This is a genomic window from Kitasatospora sp. MAA4 (assembly GCF_029893355.1).
Lineage (GTDB): Bacteria > Actinomycetota > Actinomycetes > Streptomycetales > Streptomycetaceae > Kitasatospora.
On the sequence record NZ_JARZAI010000006.1, the window covers coordinates 250,471 to 270,976 of the forward strand.

The 20,506-nt window shown below is 73.3% G+C and carries 19 protein-coding genes; 9 read left to right on the plus strand and 10 right to left on the minus strand.

The features are described from left to right. Positions 1-14 precede the first annotated feature (14 nt). The gene (locus P3T37_RS11250; RefSeq protein WP_280723370.1) at positions 15-998 is read left to right on the plus strand and encodes a DUF5926 family protein; all 984 of its coding nucleotides are present in this window, start codon (positions 15-17) and stop codon (positions 996-998) included. A gap of 262 nt (positions 999-1,260) precedes the next feature. Here the strand turns inward: P3T37_RS11250 and P3T37_RS11255 are convergent, their stop codons facing one another. Continuing rightward, positions 1,261-1,977 carry a bifunctional DNA primase/polymerase gene (locus P3T37_RS11255; RefSeq protein WP_348533231.1) on the minus strand — a complete coding sequence of 239 codons (717 nt, stop codon included), beginning with the start codon at positions 1,975-1,977 and terminating at the stop codon, positions 1,261-1,263. Between the two features lie 616 nt (positions 1,978-2,593). Between P3T37_RS11255 and P3T37_RS11260 the strand changes: the two genes are divergently transcribed. Together P3T37_RS11260 and P3T37_RS11265 are read left to right on the plus strand one after the other, a co-directional pair. After that, positions 2,594-4,075 carry a PP2C family protein-serine/threonine phosphatase gene (locus P3T37_RS11260; RefSeq protein WP_280723371.1) on the plus strand — a complete coding sequence of 494 codons (1,482 nt, stop codon included), beginning with the start codon at positions 2,594-2,596 and terminating at the stop codon, positions 4,073-4,075. Positions 4,076-4,203: 128 nt separating this feature from the next. Then, entirely contained in the window at positions 4,204-5,709 is a 1,506-nt protein-coding gene (locus P3T37_RS11265; RefSeq protein WP_280723372.1) for an aminopeptidase P family protein, read from the plus strand. 50 nt (positions 5,710-5,759) lie between these two features. Here P3T37_RS11265 and P3T37_RS11270 read toward each other — a convergent pair whose 3' ends face one another. The 3 genes from P3T37_RS11270 to P3T37_RS11280 all read right to left on the minus strand — a co-directional run bounded on the left by P3T37_RS11270 (position 5,760) and on the right by P3T37_RS11280 (position 8,585). Continuing rightward, positions 5,760-7,112, minus strand: coding sequence for a hypothetical protein (locus P3T37_RS11270; RefSeq protein ID WP_280723373.1), 1,353 nt, complete (start codon positions 7,110-7,112; stop codon positions 5,760-5,762). A 59-nt stretch (positions 7,113-7,171) separates the two neighbouring features. Continuing rightward, complete coding sequence (locus P3T37_RS11275; protein ID WP_280723374.1) at positions 7,172-7,813, minus strand: sigma-70 family RNA polymerase sigma factor; 642 nt, start codon at positions 7,811-7,813, stop codon at positions 7,172-7,174. 298 nt (positions 7,814-8,111) lie between these two features. Then, positions 8,112-8,585, minus strand: coding sequence for a rhodanese-like domain-containing protein (locus P3T37_RS11280; protein WP_280723375.1), 474 nt, complete (start codon positions 8,583-8,585; stop codon positions 8,112-8,114). A gap of 132 nt (positions 8,586-8,717) precedes the next feature. Between P3T37_RS11280 and P3T37_RS11285 the strand changes: the two genes are divergently transcribed. After that, entirely contained in the window at positions 8,718-9,755 is a 1,038-nt protein-coding gene (locus P3T37_RS11285; protein WP_280723376.1) for a helix-turn-helix domain-containing protein, read from the plus strand. A gap of 149 nt (positions 9,756-9,904) precedes the next feature. Next, positions 9,905-10,711: an aquaporin gene (locus P3T37_RS11290; protein WP_280723377.1), complete on the plus strand. Its 807-nt coding sequence runs from the start codon at positions 9,905-9,907 to the stop codon at positions 10,709-10,711. On the opposite strand, the gene P3T37_RS11295 is transcribed toward P3T37_RS11290, so the two are convergent. From P3T37_RS11295 to P3T37_RS11305, 3 genes are all read right to left on the minus strand, one after another. Next, positions 10,698-11,912: a hypothetical protein gene (locus P3T37_RS11295; protein WP_280723451.1), complete on the minus strand. Its 1,215-nt coding sequence runs from the start codon at positions 11,910-11,912 to the stop codon at positions 10,698-10,700. The genes P3T37_RS11290 and P3T37_RS11295 overlap by 14 nt on opposite strands. 238 nt (positions 11,913-12,150) lie before the next feature. Continuing rightward, entirely contained in the window at positions 12,151-13,308 is a 1,158-nt protein-coding gene (locus tag P3T37_RS11300; RefSeq protein WP_280723378.1) for a hypothetical protein, read from the minus strand. A 270-nt stretch (positions 13,309-13,578) separates the two neighbouring features. After that, entirely contained in the window at positions 13,579-14,145 is a 567-nt protein-coding gene (locus P3T37_RS11305) for a GNAT family N-acetyltransferase (protein ID WP_280723379.1), read from the minus strand. Positions 14,146-14,242: 97 nt separating this feature from the next. On the opposite strand from P3T37_RS11305, the gene P3T37_RS11310 reads away from it, so the two are divergent. After that, a complete protein-coding gene (locus P3T37_RS11310; RefSeq protein ID WP_280723380.1) occupies positions 14,243-14,896 on the plus strand; it encodes a 1,4-alpha-glucan branching protein in 654 nt (217 codons plus the stop codon). Here the strand turns inward: P3T37_RS11310 and P3T37_RS11315 are convergent. Continuing rightward, the gene (locus tag P3T37_RS11315; RefSeq protein WP_280723452.1) at positions 14,893-16,275 is read right to left on the minus strand and encodes a CoA transferase; all 1,383 of its coding nucleotides are present in this window, start codon (positions 16,273-16,275) and stop codon (positions 14,893-14,895) included. The genes P3T37_RS11310 and P3T37_RS11315 overlap by 4 nt on opposite strands. Before the next feature lie 70 nt (positions 16,276-16,345). On the opposite strand from P3T37_RS11315, the gene P3T37_RS11320 reads away from it, so the two are divergent. Then, the gene (locus tag P3T37_RS11320; RefSeq protein WP_280723381.1) at positions 16,346-16,720 is read left to right on the plus strand and encodes a VOC family protein; all 375 of its coding nucleotides are present in this window, start codon (positions 16,346-16,348) and stop codon (positions 16,718-16,720) included. 7 nt (positions 16,721-16,727) lie between these two features. On the opposite strand, the gene P3T37_RS11325 is transcribed toward P3T37_RS11320, so the two are convergent. After that, the gene (locus tag P3T37_RS11325) at positions 16,728-17,369 is read right to left on the minus strand and encodes a TetR/AcrR family transcriptional regulator (RefSeq protein ID WP_280723382.1); all 642 of its coding nucleotides are present in this window, start codon (positions 17,367-17,369) and stop codon (positions 16,728-16,730) included. Positions 17,370-17,408: 39 nt separating this feature from the next. Then, positions 17,409-18,461, minus strand: coding sequence for a DJ-1/PfpI family protein (locus tag P3T37_RS11330; protein ID WP_280723383.1), 1,053 nt, complete (start codon positions 18,459-18,461; stop codon positions 17,409-17,411). 144 nt (positions 18,462-18,605) lie between these two features. On the opposite strand from P3T37_RS11330, the gene P3T37_RS11335 reads away from it, so the two are divergent. Both P3T37_RS11335 and P3T37_RS11340 read left to right on the plus strand, forming a co-directional pair. After that, entirely contained in the window at positions 18,606-19,199 is a 594-nt protein-coding gene (locus tag P3T37_RS11335) for a cysteine hydrolase family protein (protein WP_280723384.1), read from the plus strand. Positions 19,200-19,271: 72 nt separating this feature from the next. Further along, a complete protein-coding gene (locus P3T37_RS11340) occupies positions 19,272-20,465 on the plus strand; it encodes an MFS transporter (protein WP_280723385.1) in 1,194 nt (397 codons plus the stop codon). The last annotated feature ends 41 nt before the right edge of the window (positions 20,466-20,506 follow it).

Consider the following 20,506-nt stretch of genomic DNA (forward strand, 5'->3'; position numbering starts at 1 on the left):
GGGAGAGCCGCACCATGGCCAAGAAGGCCGCCAAGAAGTCGCCCCAGCAGAGCCGCACCGCCGCACCGGCCGGCACCGTCCCCGTCGTCGGGGCCCGCGAGGACTGCCCCTGCGGCTCCGGCCGCCGCTACAAGGCCTGCCACGGCCGGGAGGCCGCGCACGCCGTCCAGGAGCTGGTGCACCGTCCGTTCGAGGGACTCCCGGGTGAGGCCGACTGGGTGGCGCTGCGCGAGCTGGTGCCGGCCGCCACCGTGCCGCTGAAGCTGAACGCCGCGACGGCCGCGGGCGCCGAGGGTGACGTCCCGTCCGTATCGCTGGCGACCGTGCTGCCGCTGGCCTGGCCGGCGCTGCGCCGGCCGGACGGCTCGATCCTGCTGGGCCTGCAGACCCAGTCCTCCTCCGGCGACCTGAGCCGCGACCTGGCGGACGCCCTGGTGCAGGCCCTGACGGCCGAGCCGGGCGCGCCCGTGCCGACCCGCCGGGCGCCGGCCGACGGCCCGCGCCTCCAGGAACTGCTCGACCTGGACAGCCCGTTCGTCCCGGCCGTGCACACCGGCTTCGAGTTCTGGCTGGAGGACGCGGAGTCCGCCACCGGCGAGGTGGCCGCCTCGCTGGAGCGCGCCAACGCCTCGGCGATCCCCACCCAGAAGCTCACCGGCGTGGACTCCTCGTACTGGTGCAGCACCCCGGAGAAGAACCACCTGCGCTGGGTGATGACCGTCCCCGAGGAGCAGCTGCTGGACGCGCTGGCGCGGCTCTCGGCGGCCGGCGACGCCTCGCTCGGCGAGGGCACCAAGCTGGTCGGCTCGTTCCGCGCGCACGGCCTGACCGTGCCGGTCTGGGACCTGCCGGTGGCCATGACGGCGGCCGACTGCGAGAAGCCCGCGGCGGCTTTCGCCGAGCGGCTGGCCGCCACGCTGGACGCGCCGGCGCCGCTCACCGCCGAGGAGCGGCGGGCCCGGGCCAACCTGGTGAACCGTCAGGTCACGCTCAACTGACACTTCCTGGCGGAGTGTGATCGAATCTGCGCATCAGGACGTGAGTCCGGTCACATTCCGCCCGCCGGGCCCGAAAACTCGGGAGCCGGACTGCGCTGGGAAATTGGCTACGGCGCAAATCCTTGTTACTGTTTAAACAGTCCGGTCGCTGGTGCATCCCCCGTCGCCAGCGGCCGGATCTTCAATTTCCGGGGCAGGCCCCCGCGGAGCGGCCCGAAGGCCCCGCGCAGCAGCCGCCTCCCGGCCCCTCGGCAGACCCGCCTCAGTACGCCAGTCGCGTGCCGTCCGGCGTCGCCGACCCGGCCGCGACCAAGGGCTCCAGCAGCTCCGCCACCGCCGGCAGCCGCACTCCCCCGCCCGGCAGCGCCACCGGCCGCCGCAGCCAGCGCACCGCCTCGCGGCCGCCCGGCCCCGAACGCGAGGGCGGCAGCACCAGATACCCGCCCGGCCCGTGATAGCGCACCGAGGTCGGCACCCGGCCGGGACCGCCGCCGGGCAGCAGCGTCTCCTCCTGGGCCACCAGCAGCTCCGCCAACTCCGGGTAGGAGTAGGGCGCGACCAGCAGCGCACAGCGGGTCGGCGTCGCCAGCACCGGACCGGTCGGGATCCGCAGCGCGTCGAGGTACTCCAGCACCCGCTCACCCGACGCGGCCGGCAGGCTGACGGCCGCCACCGAGCTGCCGGTGGCCACGATCAGCGAGGCCTGCGGGCTGTGCCGCTCCCACCACCAACGCACCATCCCGGCCTCGGTGGTGGCCGCCAGCAGCGGGTGCTCGTGCGGGTGCGCACCGGGGACGGCGCAGCCGGCTGCCGCGCACGAACAGGAGAACCCGCGCGGGCCGCCGTCCGGCTCGCGCTCCACCACGACCGCCCCGGGCACCACCGGCCAGCGCCACCGCTCGGCGCAGGTCAGCGCCGCCTGCAGCAGCGCCTGCCGGTTCCTGCGGTGTCTTCCGGACTTCTCGGACATCTCACGCATGGGCGCTCGTTCCTTTCCGGGACCGTGTGGGACGCGACCGCCGGGAACGCCGGGACCGCCGGGAAAGCGGCAACCGGGGAACCACGGCCGTCGAGACCGTCGAGACCTGACCTGACGCGGCCGGGGAGCCGCAGGTACAGACCGACCGGCACGGTCGGTCTTTGCTCATGTGGCACCGAACCGCGACGGACGCGCGCCGCCGGCTAACTGGCATGCCGCGGATGCGTCCCTGGAACGAGAATCCCTCATGCGACCGAATGGACGCCTTCCGGCACCCTCCGGTTCCACCGTACGAGTGAGTGACTTCTGGTCAACAAGGTTGCCGGGCGGGCGACCCCTACGATCCGGGCAGGGTCCGGCAGCCTCTCGTTGGCTTGTGCCCGCAACGCGGGTGCTCCATTCCGCGGCGGTCCGGTGCCGAGCCGGCGAATTCGGTCCGGAACGGCCGGGAGGCGGGCCCTGGACAGGCCCGGGCGCAGAACCAGCCATCCGGCGGGGGTCCGATCCTGGACACGCCCCGACCGTCCTGTGTAGAAGTGGGGCACTACGAGTGGTTTGGCAGGTCTCGCCCCTCGGGGTTCCGGATGACAGGTACCACAGCGCTGGGAGTTGCGGCATGAGTGACAATCTGCTCGACCCGCCGCAGCACTCCGCCGCCTACCGGACGGCCGAGGTGGTTCTGAGCAGCGGGCAGACTGACGGTCCGTCGGGGGACGCGGCCCGCACCGACACCGGGGTCGGCAGCCTGCTGGACGACCGGCCGCGGGACGGGCGGCTGGCCGCGCTCGACTGGCTGAACCGGCACACCGAGCGGCTCGCCCACGCCCGTGGCCTGGCCGCCACCCTGACCGCGCTGCTCGACTCCGGCGCCACCCTGCTCGGCGCCGGCCGCGGACTGCTGGTCCCGGTCGCCCGCGAGTGCGCGGACGGCACGTCCGGCCGCCGCCCGGCCGCCGACTGCGAGCGCCCGCACACGGCACACGGCACCATGGTCGGCCTGGCGCTGGACCGGGCGGCGCTCGGCGCACTGGAGACCGTCCCCAGCGAGGACGGCCCGTTCGCCGGCCTGCTGCGCCCCTTCGACCGCCCGGCGCAGCTGCTGCACCCCGACCTCGCCGGCGACCCGGCGCTCGGCGCGCGGTTCCGCGAGGTCGCGGCGGCCCTGGAGATCGGCGCCTGCTTCGCGCTGCCGCTGGCCACCGAGGAGGACGGCCCGCTCGCCGCCGCCGTCTGGTTCTTCGAGCAGCCCACCGCGCCCACCTCCGAGCAGCAGGAACTGGCCCGCCGGTACTGCGCCTTCGCGGCGCCGCTGCTGGCCGGGCGGCTGGAGGCGGACCGCCGCCGGCGCTCCACCGAGGCGCTGCGCCGCGGCCTGCTGCCGGACCACCTGCCGTACGTCCCCGGGCTGCGGCTGGCCGCCCGCTGGGTGCCGGCCGGTCTCGACCTCTCCGCGGGCAGCGACTGGTACGACGCCATCGCGCTGCCGGACGGCTCGGTCGGGCTGAGCGTCGGCAGCGTCTCCGGGGACGGTCCCGGCGCGGGCCCCGCTTCGGCGCCGGGAGCCGCGACCGCGATGGGCCGGATCCGGGCCGCGCTGCGGGCGTACGCGGTGCTGGAGGGCGAGGACCCGGTCTCCGTCCTCGGCGACCTGGAGCTGCTGCTCAAGACCACCGAGCCGGCCCGCACCGCCACCGCCGTCTACGCCTGCGTGGAGCCCGGCGAGCGCCGGATCACGCTGGCCGGCGCCGGGCACTGCCCGCCGCTGCTGGTCACCCGCTACGGCGCCGACTTCGTGGAGACCTCGCTCTCCGCCCCGCTGGGCATGCTGAGCTGCTGGGAGGCGCCCAGTGTGGAGCTCGGCGCGGAGCGCGGCGACCTGCTGCTGCTCTACACCGAGGGCCTGGCGCGGCGCTGCGGCAGCACCCTGGACGCCGGTCAGGCCACCCTGCGCAAGACCGCCGCCGACGCCCCCCGCGAGATCCGGCAGGACCCGGACCGGCTCTGCGCGTACCTGCTGACCAGCTGCGTCGGCGCCGGGGACGAGGCCGCGGCGGGCGCGACCGACGACCTGGTGCTGCTCGCCGCCCGCTTCGAGTAGCAGGCAAACGGATCGGCCCTCCCGAACGGGTGAGCGGGCCCGCGTCCGTACCATGGGACGTACGGCCGCCCCACCGCGTCGCGATCCGACGCGTCCGAGGCGGCGAACATCGCAAGGAGGCGACGTACGTGAGCGAGGACCGCACCCCGGCAGCGGCCGAGAACCCCGAGGGGGCCGGCACCGAGGAGACCGAGGCCGACCAGCCCGTCAAGAGCCGTAAGAACGGCCTCTACTCCGAGGTGTCCGACGAACTCGCCGCGTCGATGAAGTCCGGCTGGGCCGACACCGAGCTGCGCGGTCTGGAGCCGATCGCCCAGGCCTCGTACGCCGCCGCCCGCCGCGCCGCGCTGAGCGCGCAGTTCCCCGGCGAGCGGCTCGTGGTGCCCGCGGGCAACCTGCGCACCCGTTCCAACGACACCGAGTACTCCTTCCGCGCCGCGAGCGAGTACGTGCACCTCACCGGCGACCAGACCGAGGACGCGGTGCTGGTGCTGGAGCCGCTCCCCGAGGGCGGTCACCTGGCGTCCGGCTACCGGCTGCCGCGCTCGAACCGGGAGAACGGCGAGTTCTGGCTGGACGGCCAGGGCGAGCTGTGGGTCGGCCGCCGCAACAGCCTGGCCGAGGCCGAGCAGCTGCTGGGCCTGCCCACCCGCGACGTCCGCAAGGCCGCCGAGGAGCTGAAGGCCGCCGACCCGGCGTTCCCCACCCGCATCGTGCGCGGCTACGACGCCGGCCTGGAGGCCGCGCTCGCCGAGATCACCGACGCTTCGCGCGACGACGAGCTGAAGGTCTTCCTGAGCGGCCTGCGGCTGGTCAAGGACGACTGGGAGATCGGCGAGCTGCGCGCCGCCTGCACTGCCACGGTGAACGGATTCACCGACGTGGTCCGGGAGTTGGGCCAGGCCGTGGCCACCTCCGAGCGCTGGATCGAGGGCACCTTCTGGCGCCGCGCCCGGGTCGAGGGCAACGACATCGGCTACGGCTCGATCTGCGCCGCGGGTCCGCACGCCACCACCCTGCACTGGGTGCGCAACGACGGCGACGTGCGCCCCGGCGAACTCCTGCTGCTGGACGCCGGCGTGGAGACGCACACCCTCTACACCGCCGACGTCACCCGCACGCTGCCGATCAACGGCACGTTCAACCCGCTCCAGCGCAAGATCTACGACGCCGTGTACGCCGCCCAGGAGGCGGGCATCGCGGCCGTCAAGCCGGGCGGGCAGTTCCGCGACTTCCACGACGCCGCGCAGCGCGTGCTCGCCGAACACCTGCTGGCCTGGGGCCTGTTGGATGCGCAGACGTACGACGTCGAGAAGGTCCTGGAGCTCGGCCTGCAGCGCCGCTGGACCCTGCACGGCACCGGCCACATGCTCGGCCTGGACGTCCACGACTGCGCCCACTCGCGCCGCGAGGTACACGCGGACGCCGCCCTGGTGCCCGGCATGGTGCTGACCGTCGAGCCCGGCCTGTACTTCCAGCAGGACGACCTGACGGTCCCGCAGGAGTACCGCGGCATCGGCGTGCGGATCGAGGACGACATCCTGGTCACCGCCGACGGCAACGAGAACCTCTCGGCCGGCCTGCCGCGCCGCTCCGACGAGGTCGAGGCCTGGATGGCGAGCCTGACGGGCTGAGTCCGGTCAACCCCGGTGGCCCACCCCCGTGGGGCCACCGGGGTTTGCCGTCAGTGCACCACCAGGAGTGGCACGTCCGCGCTGCCGACGACGGGGTTGGCGGCCCCTCCGGTGCCTTGGACGACCGCCTGGCCGACCAGGTCGAGCGTCCCGGTCCCGTCGATCGGGTCGAGCGTCATCCGGTAGTTGACCGTCCGGTGCGCCCCCGGTGCCAGCGGGAAGGCGGCGGCCGCGCCCGCCGTGAGGTAGTCGGTGCCGCCGGTCACGCTCAGCGAGGGCAGCGCGGTCCAGGCGGAGCCGTCCTGGCGCTGCATCGTTCCCGCCGCCGTCTCCGTCGGGTCGTTCGGCACGCCGTCGTAGTGGCCGGTGAAGGCGAGCGGCTGGACCGACGCGAAGGCGGTGCTGCTGGTGTTGGTGTAGGTCACGGAGAACGGGATGGTGGAGCCGTCGCTGTGGACGGTCTGCCCGGCGGTGAGGCCCTTGATGGAGATGCCGACCGCCTCCGCCGGGGTCCCGGCCAGCGGGTCGGGGTGGCCCGACACGTCCAGACTGGCGAGGATGCTCTGCAGGCCGCTCTCGTAGTCCGCGCGCAGACCCCGGGCCGAGACGAAGACCTGCTGCTTGGCGAAGTCCCAGCGCCGCGCGGTGAACGTGCTGCCGCTGCTGCACTTGAGCTGCCAGGTGGCCTCGTTGATCGGCTGACCGGCCAGCGTCGCCACCTTGAACCGGTACTGCTGGAGGGTCAGCGGACTGCTCTCGTCCGGCGAGCTGCCCCAGGTGTAGCAGTACGGCTGGTGGCCCCAGCCGCTGCGGAACATGGTGTCCACGGTATCGGGCCAGGACGCGTTGGCCACCTCCTCCGGGGTGCTGTGCTGCGAGATCAGCACGCCGTACGGCTCGCAGGCGTCGCTGCCCCGCAGCGGGGGCGCGGCCAGGGCTGCGACCCCGTCCGGGGGGATCACGCAGACCTGCAGTCCGTCATCCTTCGTGACCCACCCGTTCGGGACGGTGAAGCTGATGCCCTTGAAGCTGTAGGGCGTGCCCGGTGAGGCGTCGGCGGACGGCGGTGCGGACGAGGAGGACCCCGAGGCGGGGACGATCGGCGACGCGCCCGGCGAGGACGGCGCCTGGCTGGGCGTTGGGGTCGGGGTCGCGGTCGGCTCGGGGCGCGCGGTCAGGTCGGCCGCCGGCGGCGGGGTCCGGTGCCAGTCGGCGATCGGGCTGCCCTGGAAGCCCAGGTAGCCGATCGAGACCGCGGCGGCCAGGCCCAGCAGCGGAAGCGCCACCGTGTACAGCGGGCGGGTGCGCCGGATCCGGCCGGCCGGCGGCGCCTCGGGCCGCAGATCGTGTGCCGAGACCTGGCCCGCGCGCGCGGCCATCGCCTCCCGCAGCAGCTGCTCCAACGGCGTATCCCCCGAATGGTCATCGCCTGCACTGGGAACGAAACGGCTCTTGTGGTCGGTCATCGGGCCTTCTCCAGCTGCTTCTCCAGCGCGTCGAGGGCGCGGCTGGCGGTGGACTTCACAGCGCCCCGGGAGAGTCCCAGGGTCTCGGCGATCTGTGCCTCCGACAGATCCGACCAGTAGCGCAGCACCAGCACTTCGCGCTGACGATCAGTCAACTCCCGCAGTGCGACGACCACCCGGCGGTGCTCGTCGTTGAGGACGGCGTGGTCCTCGGCCGATGGCGCGTCCGCCTCGTGCGGCGGCACGTACTCGCGGGCCGTCCGGCGGCGGCGCAGCGCCGAGCGCGCGCCGTTCAGCACCGAGGTGCGCAGGTAGCCGAGCGCGTTGTCCAGGCCGTCCAGCCGCTCGCCGTGCTTCTGGAAGAGCGCGGTGAACGCCTCCTGGACGACGTCCTCCGCGACGTCCTGGCGGTCCACCAGGAGCAGTGCCATCCGCACCAGGCCGAGCCGGTGCGCGTGGTAGAGCTCGGTGACGGTGGGGCGCTCCTCGTCGGCGGGCCGGCCGCCGCGCAGCAGGCGGAAGCCGGAGCGGCGCTTGGCCGGCTCCGGATCCGCTTCGGAGGCGGCGTAGTCAACGGCGCCGAAGAGCAGCTTCAGCGCACCGCGCACGGATAGCGGTCGGCGTGGAACCAACGCCATGGACATGGACTTTCTGCTTTCCCCCGGGACGCCGGCGGACCGCAGTCCGGCCGCCTGCCGCGCCGCAATGATGATCAAGGTATCCACCGCGTCGGCGCCTCATGATCGACGGGTGTCGGCGACCGCCACCCAGGAGGTGTCCCGCAGGCTGATCTCGAACATGCTCATGGCGTGGCTCCCCCGAAGGACGTGGACGTGATCGGTGTGGTGGGAACAACCGACTCCCCTTGCTCCCACTCCCACAGACGTCCATCCCCCCGGGAGGTTGCAGGTGGGGTCGGAGGTTTTTTTTCCGGACTCAGCAGACCAGGCCCAGGTCGGCGGCGGTGGCGGTCTTCGGGTCCACCGGGCGGCGGCCCTCGGTCGGCCAGCCCTCGCGGATCCAGTACTCCAGGCCGCCGATCATCTCCTTGACCTCGCGGCCGAGTGCGGCGAGCTTCATCGCGCCCTTGGTGGAGCCGTTGCAGGCCGGGCCCCAGCAGTAGACGACCAGCAGGCCGGGCGGCAGCTCGGCGACGCGCTCGGGGGTGATGTCGGCCAGCGGGAGGCTGATCGCTCCGGGGAGGTGGGTCTTGCGGTGGGCGCCCTCGATCCGGACGTCGATGACGGTGAAGTCCTGCGCGGTGCCCGCCGCGTGACTGTCGCGCATGGCGTACCAGACGTCCGCCGGGTCGGCCTGGCAGCCGAGGCGCTCGGCGAAGAAGGCGAAGGCGCGCTCGGGGGAGGCGGCGGGGATGGCGGTCACGGGCGAGAGAGCGGGAACAGTGGTCATCTTCGGTCTCCTGACGGGCGGTTGTGGAACTCCCTGGCGATGAATTGATCTTCTCGCCCGGAACGCACCCCTCGACAGTGGCGCGAACGACTACACTCGCCAATATCTCGCCAAGCACAGCAGGGGGTCCCGATGGCCGAACAGCGCAGCCCGCAGCCGGTCTCCGTGTCGATCGGGCGCCGCCCCGAACCGGTCCACACCATCGCGGTGTACGCCTTCGACGGCATGGCGCCGTTCGAACTCGGCGTGGTGGTCGAGGTGTTCGGCCTGGCCCGGCCCGAGCTGGCCGGCCTGCTGGCCACCCCCTGGTACGGCCTCAAGGTCTGCGCCGACCAGCCCGGCACACCGCTCAACGTGGTCGGCGGCTTCTCCCTGACGGCCCACCACGGCCTGGACGAACTCGCCGCCGCCGACACCGTCATCGTGGTCGCCGTCCCCAACACCTTCAGCGGCGAGGTCTCCCCCGCACTGGTCGCCGCCCTGCGAACCGCCCACGAGCGCGGCGCCCGGATCGTCTCGATCTGCTCCGGCGCCTTCGCGCTCGCCGCAGCCGGACTGCTGGACGGCAAGGAGGCCACCACCCACTGGCGGTACGCCGACCTGCTCCAGCAGCGCTACCCGAAGGTCCGGGTGAACCCCGAGGTGCTGTACGTGGACGGCGACGACCTGCTCACCAGCGCGGGCAGCGCGGCCGGCATCGACCTCTGCCTGCACCTGGTCCGGCGCGACCACGGCGCCAAGGTCGCCAACACGGTCGCCCGGCGCTTCGTCGTCCCGCCGCACCGGGACGGCGGGCAGGCCCAGTTCATCGAGGCGGCGGTCAGGCCCGTCGAGGAGGAGGACGACGGCGTCGCCCGCAGCATGCAGTGGGCGCTGGAGCACCTCTCCTCGCCGCTCACCATCTCCCTGCTGGCCCGCGCCGCCCAGATGTCCGACCGGTCCTACCTTCGGCACTTCACCGCCCGCAACGGCACCAGCCCGATGCGGTGGGTGATCACCCAGCGCATCGCCGCCAGCCTCCCGCTGCTCGAGTCGCTGGACGGGACGGTCGAGGAGATCGCGACGGCCGTCGGCTTCGAGAGCGCGGCGACCTACCGCCACCACTTCGGCCGCACGATGCGCACCTCGCCGACCGCCTACCGCCGCACCTTCGGCCGCGCCTCGGCCTGAAGCCGCCCTTTTCCGGTCACTCCCGGCACTCTGGCAGACAGGGCGGTGCGAGTCTCCGACCGACGGATCGTCAGGGGGCGAAGGAGTTGGAGGTACCGCCATCCGGACGGGGATTGCCGGGCATCGGAGCAGGCCGTGAGGATGGTCGTATGATCCTCCAACAGCCCGCCCTCGGCCGCCGACTGGTCGCCGAGACGGTGGGGACCGGCATCCTCGCGATGGTCGTGATCGGCTCCGGCATCCAGGCGGCCGCGCTCACCCAGGACGGCGCGCTGCGCTTCCTGGCCAACGTGCTCGCCTCGGTCTGCGCCCTGGGCGTGCTGATCGCGCTGCTCGGTCCGGTCTCCGGCGCCCACCTCAACCCGCTGCTCTCGGCCGGGGTCTGGTGGACCGGGCGCGGCCGGCCGGGCGGACTGTCGGGGCGCGAGCTGGCCGGCTACGTCCTCGCGCAGGTCACCGGCGCGGTCGCCGGCGCGGTGCTGGCCAACGGGATGTTCCGGCGGCCGGCAGTCGACCTCTCGCACCACGTACGGACCGGCGGGGCGCTGTGGACGGGCGAGGTGGTGGCCACCGGCGTACTCCTGCTGCTGGTGTTCGGGCTGACCAGGGGCGGGCGCGACCGGTACGCGCCGGTGGCGGTGGCGGGCTGGATCTCGGCGGCCTGCTGGGGCACGGCGTCGGGGAGCTTCGCCAACCCCGCGCTCACCGTCGGGCGCGCGTTCAGCGACAGCTACGCGGGGATCGCGCCGGGGTCGGTTCCCGCGTTCGTGCTGGCGCAGCTGGTGGGCGCGGTGGCGGGGCTCACGCTGGTCAGCGTGCTGTTCGGCGGCGAGCGGCCGGCGGCCGGGGATGCAGTGCCGGTCGAGGAGGTCACGCCGGAGCTACGGGAGACAGCGGGTCCGGTGCGCGAGCCCGTCGCGGAGCTGATCCGCAAGCCGCGGCTCAGCCGGGCGTAGCGGCCAGCGGCCGATCGTCCGAGCGCTGGGCGGGCACGGCCGCGCGGCCCCGGCCCCGGCGGCCACCGCCCCCGCGGCCGCCGCGGCCCGAATCGGCGCTCCCCGGCCGTCCGCGCCGCTGCTGCTTGGTCGGCCAGAGCAGCACGTACGCCGTGGAGATCACCACGAACGCCAGCCGCACCAGCCCGCGCGCGGAGTCGGACGGGATCAGCAGCGTCCCGCCGTACAGCGAGGCCAGCGCTATCCAGCTCCACCAGGGCACCAGCCGGCGCTGGCCGACCGCGTCCCAGAGCAGGGTGCCGAGCAGGATGGACGCCGTGTAGTAGGTGTAGACGCTCGGGTCGAGCAGGATCCGGGCGTTCGCGCCGAGCAGCACCACGGCCGGCCAGCGCCCGCGCCGCACGGCGAGCGTGCCGAGCCCGAGCCCCACCGCGAACTGGGCCGGCCGGTCCCACCACGGGGTGGCCGGGTCGGAGACGCCGAGCCAGCGCAGCGAGGAGGCCGGCTGGTTCGGGATGGTGAACTTGGCCGCCGCCAGCGAGCCGAGGTTGCCCAGGTAGAAGGGCAGCCAGGCGATCGCCACCAGCCCCGAGAACCAGGCGAAGGTGCGCAGCCAGACCGGCCGGGGCAGCGCGAACACCAGCGGCAGGAAGGAGATCGCCCAGGGCTTGGAGTCCACCGCCAGCGCCAGGAAGATGCCGACGCCGGCCGGCTTGTTCCGCACCAGGGCCTGGACGGCCAGCGTGGTGAAGAAGAGCGCCAGCACGTCGTCCAGGTGTCCGAAGCGGACCGAGACCTCGACCCACATCGGGATGAAGGCCAGCCCCGCGATCAGGATCCGCTGCTGGAGACGGCGGTGGTTGGTGCCGGTGCCGCGGTAGTACCAGGCCGCCGTACGACCCACCAGCACCAGCATGACCAGGCCGAGCGCGGACATCGTCCCCTCGGCCAGCACCTGGCCGACCCGGTCCGAGAAGGGGGCGAAGAGCCGGGCCGCGGCCAGGCTGACCGGGCCGATCTGGAGCTCCGGGTGGTGGGCGTAGAGCGACAGGCCGCCGCCCTCGCCGCTCGCGAAGAGCAGCTGCTCACCCTGGCGCAGGTAGTGCCAGGAGACGCCGCCGCTCGGCTCGACGATCAGGAACCAGAGGACGGTCCAGAGCAGCAGCAGGGCGTGGTGTCTGCGGACGGGCAGGCCTGAGATCCGGCCGGTGTCCGCACCGTAGTCGGTGGTGACCGCTGCCACGCTGTCTTGGCGCACCTGTCCCTCTTCCCCGCACCGGCTCCCCCCGGCCGGACATCCTATGCGATCTTTTGGAACATTTGTCCTTACTCCAGGTCACAATGGCGGGCCCCGGAAGCGACCGGGGCCCGTCCGGCGCGCTGCGCGGACGGGCCCCGGGGGGTGTGGCTCGGGTGGGCTCAGGCGTGCTCGGGTGGGCTCAGGCGTGCGAGCCGGACTTGCGGCGGCGGAGCATCACGAGGATGCCGACGCCGAGCGCCACCGCGGCGGCGCCGCCGATCGCGATCGGGGTCGCGTCGTCGCCACCGCCCGTGAACGCCAGGCTCTGCTGGTCGGCGCCGGCCGAGGACTCGGCCGCCTCCACCGCGCTCGGGGGGATCGGCACGGTGACCGGCTTCGGCGGCGTCACCGGGAAGGTGACGGGCGCGGTGGAGTCCGAGGGGGACGGCGCGGCCGGGGTGGTGGTCGAGTGGGTCGGGCTCGGGCTCTTCGACGGGGAGGCCGAGGACGACGGGGAGGCCGAGGCGCTCGCCGACGCGGAGGCGGAGGCGGAAGCGGAAGCGGAAGCGGAAGCGCTGGCGGAGACGCTGGCCGACGCGGAGGCGGAGGCGCTCGCCGAAGCAGAGGCAGAGGAAGAGGCGGAAGCGCTCGTCGAAGCGGAGGCCGAGGCAGAGGCCGACGGCGACGGGCTCTTGCTGCCCGACGGGTGCGGCGGCCGCGGCTTGTCCGCCACGATGCAGAAGTAGTCCGGCTTGCTGTACGCGAACTCGCCCGCCTGGGTCGGCGCCTTGTCCGCGTCCACCGGCGCCCAGTAGGCGAGGTAGGTCACCTGGGCCGGCCCGGTCGGCGCGTCGCTCGGCAGGGTCAGCCGCACCTTGATCGAGACCGACTTGCCGGCCTGGACGAAGACCAGTCCGGCGTCCGCGGGCTGGCCGCCGCCGTCCAGCGGGCCGAGCAGGTGCACGTCGGGCATGTACGTCGGGATGCTGCTCGGCTGCCAGGTCTTGGAGCTGCCCCGCCGGTAGTCCACGACGTAGGAGTCGGTGACGAGGTCCGCGGCCTTGTTGGTGATCTGCACGGCCGGGTAGAAGACCATGTCGGCCGTGGTGTGGTTGGTGAGCTCGACCGTGAACTCCGCGGCGTCGCCGGCGGCGACCTTGTCCGGGAGACCCTCGACCTGCAACTTCGGCTCGGTGGCGGCCGGCTTGGTGGCCGGGGCCGTCGACGGGGAGGCGCTGGCGCTGGCTGCCACCAGGCCCGGCAGTTCCATCGGCGCGGCGAGCGCCGCGTGCGCCCCCGTCAGCACGGTGGAGGAGGCGAGGGTGGTGACGGCAGCGAGGGCGATTCTGCGACGCATGGCTTTTGAGCACCTCACGGAGATGTGCTCGCTGGGGCTGGGACCCGGCGGAGCGCGACGGTGGACTGACAGCGGACAGCTGTGCCCAAGCGTCCGGCCCAGCTGAGAGTTTGAGCGACAGTACCGGACTGACCGATGACCATAAAAGCCGCTTGCAGACGCTGGCGTAGAGCCTCCGGCTGCTGCGGATCGTCGGTGTACGACTCGGCTGCCGAGCCGCCGCCTCGACGGCCGCCCGCCGTGAACAGATCCGTCCAGGAACGACCTGTTTCAGCCGTCCGACGGGTTCGCGTCCGGCACCGGACGATCCGCGTACTGGTACAGCCGCCGGCGGAAGAAGGGTTCGAGGCGCAGGCCGTGGTCGATCAGGCCCAGCCGGGCGGCGACCGCGCGGGAGCCCTCGTTGTGCGCGTGGATCCAGGCGACCACCGGGACGTCCGGGCTGTGCCGGTGACCGGCGTCGATCGCCGCGGCGGACATCTCGGTGGCGTAGCCGCGGCCCCAACGGGCGTGCGCCAAGCGGTAGAAAAGGTTCCAGTCGCCGCGCGAGGCGATCAGCTGAACGCCGCCGACACCGATCACCTCGTCCTCGCCGCGCAGCCGGACCGTCCAGTAGCTCAGGCCCTCGCCCTCCCAGCGCGCGACGGCCCGCTCGATCCACTCCCGGGTGGTCGCCGGGGTGGCGTGCCGGCCCTCCGGCTGGTGGCGCCACCCGGCGGGGTCGGCGTTGATCGCGTACAGCGCGTCGAGATCGTCCAGGCACACCGCGCGCAGGTCGAGGCGCTCGGTCAGCACCTGCCGGAAGTCGGCCCGGTCGGCAGTCGGCAGATCGCTCATCCGACGAGCCTACGAGGACCCGGTAGCAGTAGGACGCCCGGCCGGCCGATGGAAGGATGCGAAGGTCGCACCCACTCAACGGAAGTGAGTCCTCCGCATGGCCGTCATCCACCGCACCGACCTCAAGCCGACCAAGCTGGAGCTGCTCACCGCCTGGCTGCCCTCCCGGCCGTGGTACATCGGCGGCGCGGACGAACCGGAGCTGGCCAAGGCCGGCGGCTTCCGACTGGACGACCCGCAGGGGGAGGTCGGGATCGAGTTCATCGTGGTCACCGACAGCTCCGGCGCTCACCCGACCAGCTACCTGGTGCCGCTCACCTATCGCGGCGCCCCGCTCGACGGCGCGGAGCACGCCCTCGTCGGCATCATGGAACACGGGGTGCTGGGGCGGCGCTGGGCCTACGACGGCTGCCACGACCCGGTGCTGGTTACGCAGTTGCTGGCCCTGATCGAAGGCCGGGTGCAGGCCCAGGACCAGAACACCAGCGACAGCCCCGACCGGGAGGTCTCCCGCTCCTCCACCGGTGGCGGCGGTGCCGTCCCCACGGACCTCACCGCCACCACCGACGACACCGAGGGCACCGAGGGCACCGAGCTGCCCGCACCGCACGGTACGAGCCTGCGCCTGCACCGGGTGCTGCGCCCCGGGTCCGTCCCTCCAACCGAGGCGACCGGCCACGTCGCCGGCGCCTGGCAGCTGCCGGACGGCGCCCGCGCGCGAGGGCTGTTCGCCGTCCTGCGGCAGGCCTAGGCCGTCCAGGTCGGCGTGTCGGTGCCCCAGCGGCCCGGTCCGCGCGACCAGTCGGCGGGGGCGCCGGCGTAGCCGATCGGCGGCAGGGCGTACGTCAGCAGGCCGTGCGGTGTCCGGGTCCCACCCAGCCACCGCGCGGCCTCGTGCGTCCCCTGGCCGGCCCGCGCCGCGGCGAGGCCGCCGGTCAGCCACCCGGCCGTGCCTGCGAGCGAGAGGCGCAGCTGCGTGCCGGCGCCGGACGCCTGACGCTCGGTCACCGCGCGCAGGACGGCTGCCGCCAGCAGGTATCCGGTGCCGTGGTCCAGCGCCTGGGCCGGCAGCACGCCGGGGCGACCGTCCGCCGCCGCCTCGGTCACCGCGATCCCGCTGCCGGCCTGCACCAGGCTGTCGAAGCCGCGCCGCCCCGACCACGGGCCCGACCAGCCCCAGGCGCACAGTTCAGCGAGGACCAGCCCGGGACGGCGCTCGGCCAGCGCGGCCGCCGACAGGCCGTGGCGCTCCAGCGCGCCCGGCCGGTAGCCGCTCACCAGGACGTCGGCCTCATCGAGGAGTTGCTCGAACACCGCGCGGTCGGCGGCACGTTCGAGGTCCAGCCGGGTCGAGCGCTTGCCGAAGCCGGTGTCCGCGTGGGCCTCCTCGCTCTCCGGCAGGCCCGGCGAGTCCACCCGCAGCACGTCCGCGCCGAGCAGCGCCAGCGTGCGGGTGGCCACCGGCCCGGCGATCACCCGGGTGAGGTCCAGCACCCGCAGCCCCGCGGCCGGCAGCTCGGCCGACGGCAAGGCTGCCGAGCGGGCGGCGATCCGGCGGGTCTCCACCAGGGGGAGCGACGGCGGGAGTTGGGGCGGGCCGGCGACGGCGACGGCCAGGCCGCCGGCCGCGTAGACGGCCTCCTGGACGGATTCGGCGGTACGCCCGGCCAGTTCGGCCGCGAGCCGCTGGACCATCGCCTCGTCGTGGCCGTCGCCGCCGTCGCCGTCGGAGTCCGGGGTGTCCGGCAGGCCGAGGGCGGCCAGCAGCCGGGCGCGGTGGTGCGGGTAGTTGGCGTGGGTGCGCACCCAGCCGTCGGCGGTGCGCCAGAAGCCGGAGAGCGGCGCGAAGCTGACCGGCGCCCGCCCGTCGATCCGCAGGTGGCGCTCGCTCACGAACGCGGTGGCCACCGCCCCCTCGTCCACCCGCACGGCCGGAACGCCGCCCCCGTTGCGCGCCGCCAGCAGCTCCGCCGCCGCGAGCGAGCAGACGCCGACCGTGGCCCGCGCCAGCTCCCGCACCGGCAGGCGCGACGGCAGCCCGTCGCCCGGTCCCTCGTACGCCACCCCCGCCACCAGCTCCGACGCGCCGCCGAGGGCGGCCCAGGCGTGCGCGGTCGGCTCGTCGATCATCTGTGTCATATCCGCCATCCTGCCGCTGCGCGGGCGCGCACACCGCACCGGCCGCGCTACCGTTTTGGGCATGGACGAATACGCGGTGCCCATCCTGCCCAGCCGGGACCTGGCGGAGACGCTCGACTTCTATGTCCATCTGGGCTTTGAGCCGCGTGGTGCAGCACCGGAGAGGTACGACTACCTGATCATGGCTCGCGGCACCGTGGAGCTGCACTTCTGGCACCACCCCGACGTGGATCCGCTCTCCACGGCGGGCAGTTGCTACGTGCAGGTCAGGGATGCGGAGGACCTCCACCGCGAGTGGGCCCAGCTCGGCGTGCCCCACGACGAGGCCACCGGCAGCCGCCTGGAGCCGCCGACCGACACCGACTACCGGATGCGCGAGTTCGCCCTCATCGACCGCAGCGGCAATCTGCTGCGGATCGGCAGTCCGCGGTCCTGACAGCCCTTCAGGCCACGGCCTGGTGCAGTTCCAGCCCCGCGATCATCGCCTGGACACCCGCGCGGTACATCCGCTCGGCGGCCGCGCAGTCCTCGCCGGTGACGCCCCAGCTGGTGAGCGGGGCGCGCAGGACGTCGGTGAGTTCCAGTCCGACGAGCCCGTGCATCACGCACCAGAGGCAGTAGGCGGCCCGGGTGGCGCCGAGGCCCTGGGCGCCGGCGCGGTGCACGGCGTCGATCAGCGGCGCGAAGGCGGCCTGCAGCACCTCGGCGTGCAGACCGTCGGCCGGCTCGAAGTCCGGCAGCGGGCGGCTGAACATGAAGCCGTAGCGATGCGGCCCGTCCAGCGCGAATCTTCGGTAGGCGCAGCTGAGTTCACCCAGGTCGTGGAGCGCGTCGGCGGTGACCGGGACGACCGCCAGCGCGTCCGTGAGCTCGGTGAAGGTGCGCTGGTACAGCGCCTCCAGGAGTCCGGGGCGGCCGCCGAAGCGGCTGTACACGCCCATGGTGGAGGACCCGGCCTCCTCGGCGACCCGGCGGACCGTCAGCTCGGCCGACCCGTGCTGCGCCAGCACCCGCAGGGCGGCGTCGACCAGCCGCTCGGCCAGCTCGGCCTGCGCGGCCGCGCCGGCGAGGGAACCGCGCGTCATGGGATCGTCCTCCACTGGCTCTTGGCAACTCCCCTGACCCTAGTGGAAGTCCCGCCGCCCGCCCACAGAGTTGATCTTCCCCTGAGCGGTCGGATCCGGATCCGGGTGCGGATAGCGGAAGCGGTTGCGGTACTCCGTCGGCGTGGTGTCGAGTTTGCGGCGGAATGCGCGGATGAGGGTGTCGGTGGTCTGGAATCCGCAGCCGGCCGCGATGCGTTCGAGCGTGGCGTCGGTGGACTCCAGGTGGTTGCGCGCCACTTCGACGCGGGCCGACTCGATGTAGGCGGCCGGGGTCATGCCGAGGTCGGTCTTGAAGATCCGGGTGAGCTGGCGTTCGCTGACGTGGGCCTGGCGGGCGAGGTCGGCGACGGAGAGCGGGCCGGCGAGGTTGCGCATGATGTGGTGGCGGAGTTCCTCGATGCGGCGGGTGGTCGAGACGGGTTCGAGGGGGACGCTGAACTGGCTCTGGCCGCTGGGGCGCTTCAGGTACATCACGAGCTGCCGGGCGACGCGCAGGGCGACGGGCTCGCCGAAGTCGTCGGCGACCAGGGCGAGGGAGAGGTCGAGGCAGGCGCTGATGCCCGCGCCGGTCCAGACGTCGTGGTCGCGGATGAAGATCGGGTCGGCGTCGACCTCGATCGCGGGGTGGTCGGCGGCGAGTTGCTGCGCGGTCGACCAGTGGGTGGTGGCGCGCTTGCCGTCCAGCAGGCCGGCGTCCGCGAGGATGTGCGCGCCCACGCAGACGGAGGCGACCCGGCGCGTGCGTGTGGCGAGCATCTTCACCCGGGCCACCACGGCGGGGTCGCTGAGGGCGTGGACGCGGCCCCGGCTGTCGACGCTGACCGCGCCGGGCACCAGGAGGGTGTCGATGCTCCGGTCCGCCACCTCGGCGAAGGTGGCATCAGGCAGCAGCCGGACCCCGGCGGAGGTGGTGACCGGGTCCATGGTCTCGGCGGCCAGCACGACGCGATAGCCCGTCGCATCGTCCAACTCCCGCCGCAGCAAGGCGAAGACCTCGGGAGGGCCGGTGACGTCCAGGAGGTCGACGCCGTCGAAGAGGACGATGACGACGAGCCGCTCGACGGTGTTCAAGGGGCCTCCGGTCGGCAGCGCAGCGATGTCCGTATCTGCATGTTAGACGACATTGCCGACATCCCCGGGGGGCCGTAGCGTTTTCGATGCGGCCACCACGCGGTGCCCGAAACCCCGAACTCAACGCTCCTGGAGAGTACTTCCATGGCTACGACCACCCTGCGCGAGCTCAACGGCCTCGACCAGACCCCCGCGACGCTCGCCGACGCGACCCTCATCCTGGTCGACTACCAGAACACCTACACCACCGGCGTGATGGAGCTGACCGGCTGGGCGCCCGCGCTCGACTCCGCCGCCGAGCTGCTGGGCCGTGCGCGCCAGGCCGGGACGAAGATCATCCACGTGATCAACGACGGCGGCGAGGGCACCCCGTACGACATCAAGGCCGAGATCGGTCAGATCCACCCGCGGGTCGCTCCCGTCGACGGCGAGCCCGTCGTGGTCAAGACGGCCGCGCCGAACGCGTTCATCGGCACCGACCTGGACAAGCACATCGACGCGGCCGGCAACAAGAACGTCATCGTCATCGGCTTCATGACCAACATGTGCGTGCTGTTCACCGTCGAGGGCGCGTTCCTGCGCGGCAACGCGCCCACCGTCGTCGCCGACGCGTGCGCGACCCGGCCGGTGGCCAGCACGGTCGCCGAGCTGTCCGCCGTCCAGATCCACCACGGCGCGCTCGCCACCATCACCGACCTGTACGGCGTCGTCGTCCCGACGGGCGCGCTGGTGAGCTGACCCCGCTCACGCACCAGAGGGTGGGGAGTGGGCACGACCTTGTACAGAAGGTTCTGGAATCTCTGCGGCCTCGTGCTGCTGGCAATCAACCTGCGGGCGGCCATCACCTGCGTCGCCCCCGTACTCGACAACCTGCGCGTCACCTTCGGTCTCAGCGGAGTCCAGGTCAGCATCCTGACCGCGCTGCCGGTGCTCTGCCTGGGCGCCTTCGCCTCCCTCGCGCCGCCGCTGGCGCGCCGGGTGGGGACCGAGGGGGCTGTCACACTCTCACTGCTCCTGATCACGGCGGGCATCCTGCTGCGGGTGCTGCCGTCCCCGATCACGCTGTTCACCGGCACCGTGGTGGCCGGGGGCGGCATCGCCATGGGCAATGTGCTGCTGCCGGTGGAGATCAAGCGCCGGTTCGCCCGGCGCGTGGGATCCCTCACCGGCCTGGCGATGATGCTGATGGCGGCGACCGGCGCGCTCGCCGCCGCGCTGACCGTCCCGCTCGACCACTCCGCCGGCTGGCGGGTGGCACTCGCCGTGTGGGCGGTCCCGTCGCTGGCCGCCACCCTGCTGTGGGGGCCGCGAGCCCTGCGCGGACGGCACGAGCGGGGGCACCCCGTCCCGGCGGACCGCCGCCTCGCCGGGGAGCCGTCCTTGCTCCGCTCCCCGCTGGCCTGGGCCCTGGCCGCCTTCCTGGGCCTGGCGTCGCTGATGTTCTACGTGCTGACGGCGTGGCTGCCGGCGAGCATGCAGGACCACGGCTTCGCCCAGGCCGAGGCCGGGATGATGGTGTCGGCCATGATGATCGTCGGCATCCCGATGGGCTTCGTGGTCCCGGTGCTCGCCGTCCGCCTGAACGACCAGCGGCCGATGATCCTGGCCGTGGCCGTGATCATGGCGGTGGGTCTGACGGGACTGCTCCTCGCACCGCGGTCCGGCTGGGTGTGGGTGCCCGTCCTCGGGCTCGCCACCGGCAGCGCCTTTCCGCTGGCGGTCACCATGCTGAGTCTGCGCTCGCCCAACCCGCAGGTGGCGGCCCGGCTTTCGGGCATGGCGCAGAGCGTCGGCTATCTGCTGGCGGGGTTCGGGCCGGTCTCGTTCGGGCTGCTGCACACCCTCACGGGCGGTTGGCAGGTCCCGCTTCTGCTGCTGCTCGTCCTGGTGGTACCCGAGACGTTCTTCGGCCTGCTGGCCGCCCGTCCCGGCTTCGTCCTGCCCGACACCGTGCGCCTCACGGCCTCCGCCGGGCTCCTCGTCGAGCTCAACATCCCGGCCTGACACACCTTTTGAACTGACGACCAACGCCCCCGCTCTCCGGC

Excerpts from the sequence above, each read along its gene's own strand:
- P3T37_RS11310 (WP_280723380.1), top strand. The coding sequence starts at position 14,243 with ATGGCCGTCATCCACCGCACCGACCTCAAGCCGACCAAGCTGGAGCTG.
- P3T37_RS11255 (WP_348533231.1), bottom strand. The coding sequence starts at position 1,977 with ATGCGTGAGATGTCCGAGAAGTCCGGAAGACACCGCAGGAACCGGCAG.
- P3T37_RS11320 (WP_280723381.1), top strand. The coding sequence starts at position 16,346 with ATGGACGAATACGCGGTGCCCATCCTGCCCAGCCGGGACCTGGCGGAG.
- P3T37_RS11305 (WP_280723379.1), bottom strand. The coding sequence starts at position 14,145 with ATGAGCGATCTGCCGACTGCCGACCGGGCCGACTTCCGGCAGGTGCTG.
- P3T37_RS11315 (WP_280723452.1), bottom strand. The coding sequence starts at position 16,275 with ATGATCGACGAGCCGACCGCGCACGCCTGGGCCGCCCTCGGCGGCGCG.
- P3T37_RS11290 (WP_280723377.1), top strand. The coding sequence starts at position 9,905 with ATGATCCTCCAACAGCCCGCCCTCGGCCGCCGACTGGTCGCCGAGACG.
- P3T37_RS11260 (WP_280723371.1), top strand. The coding sequence starts at position 2,594 with ATGAGTGACAATCTGCTCGACCCGCCGCAGCACTCCGCCGCCTACCGG.
- P3T37_RS11285 (WP_280723376.1), top strand. The coding sequence starts at position 8,718 with ATGGCCGAACAGCGCAGCCCGCAGCCGGTCTCCGTGTCGATCGGGCGC.
- P3T37_RS11280 (WP_280723375.1), bottom strand. The coding sequence starts at position 8,585 with ATGACCACTGTTCCCGCTCTCTCGCCCGTGACCGCCATCCCCGCCGCC.
- P3T37_RS11300 (WP_280723378.1), bottom strand. The coding sequence starts at position 13,308 with ATGCGTCGCAGAATCGCCCTCGCTGCCGTCACCACCCTCGCCTCCTCC.
- P3T37_RS11275 (WP_280723374.1), bottom strand. The coding sequence starts at position 7,813 with ATGGCGTTGGTTCCACGCCGACCGCTATCCGTGCGCGGTGCGCTGAAG.
- P3T37_RS11250 (WP_280723370.1), top strand. The coding sequence starts at position 15 with ATGGCCAAGAAGGCCGCCAAGAAGTCGCCCCAGCAGAGCCGCACCGCC.
- P3T37_RS11325 (WP_280723382.1), bottom strand. The coding sequence starts at position 17,369 with ATGACGCGCGGTTCCCTCGCCGGCGCGGCCGCGCAGGCCGAGCTGGCC.
- P3T37_RS11335 (WP_280723384.1), top strand. The coding sequence starts at position 18,606 with ATGGCTACGACCACCCTGCGCGAGCTCAACGGCCTCGACCAGACCCCC.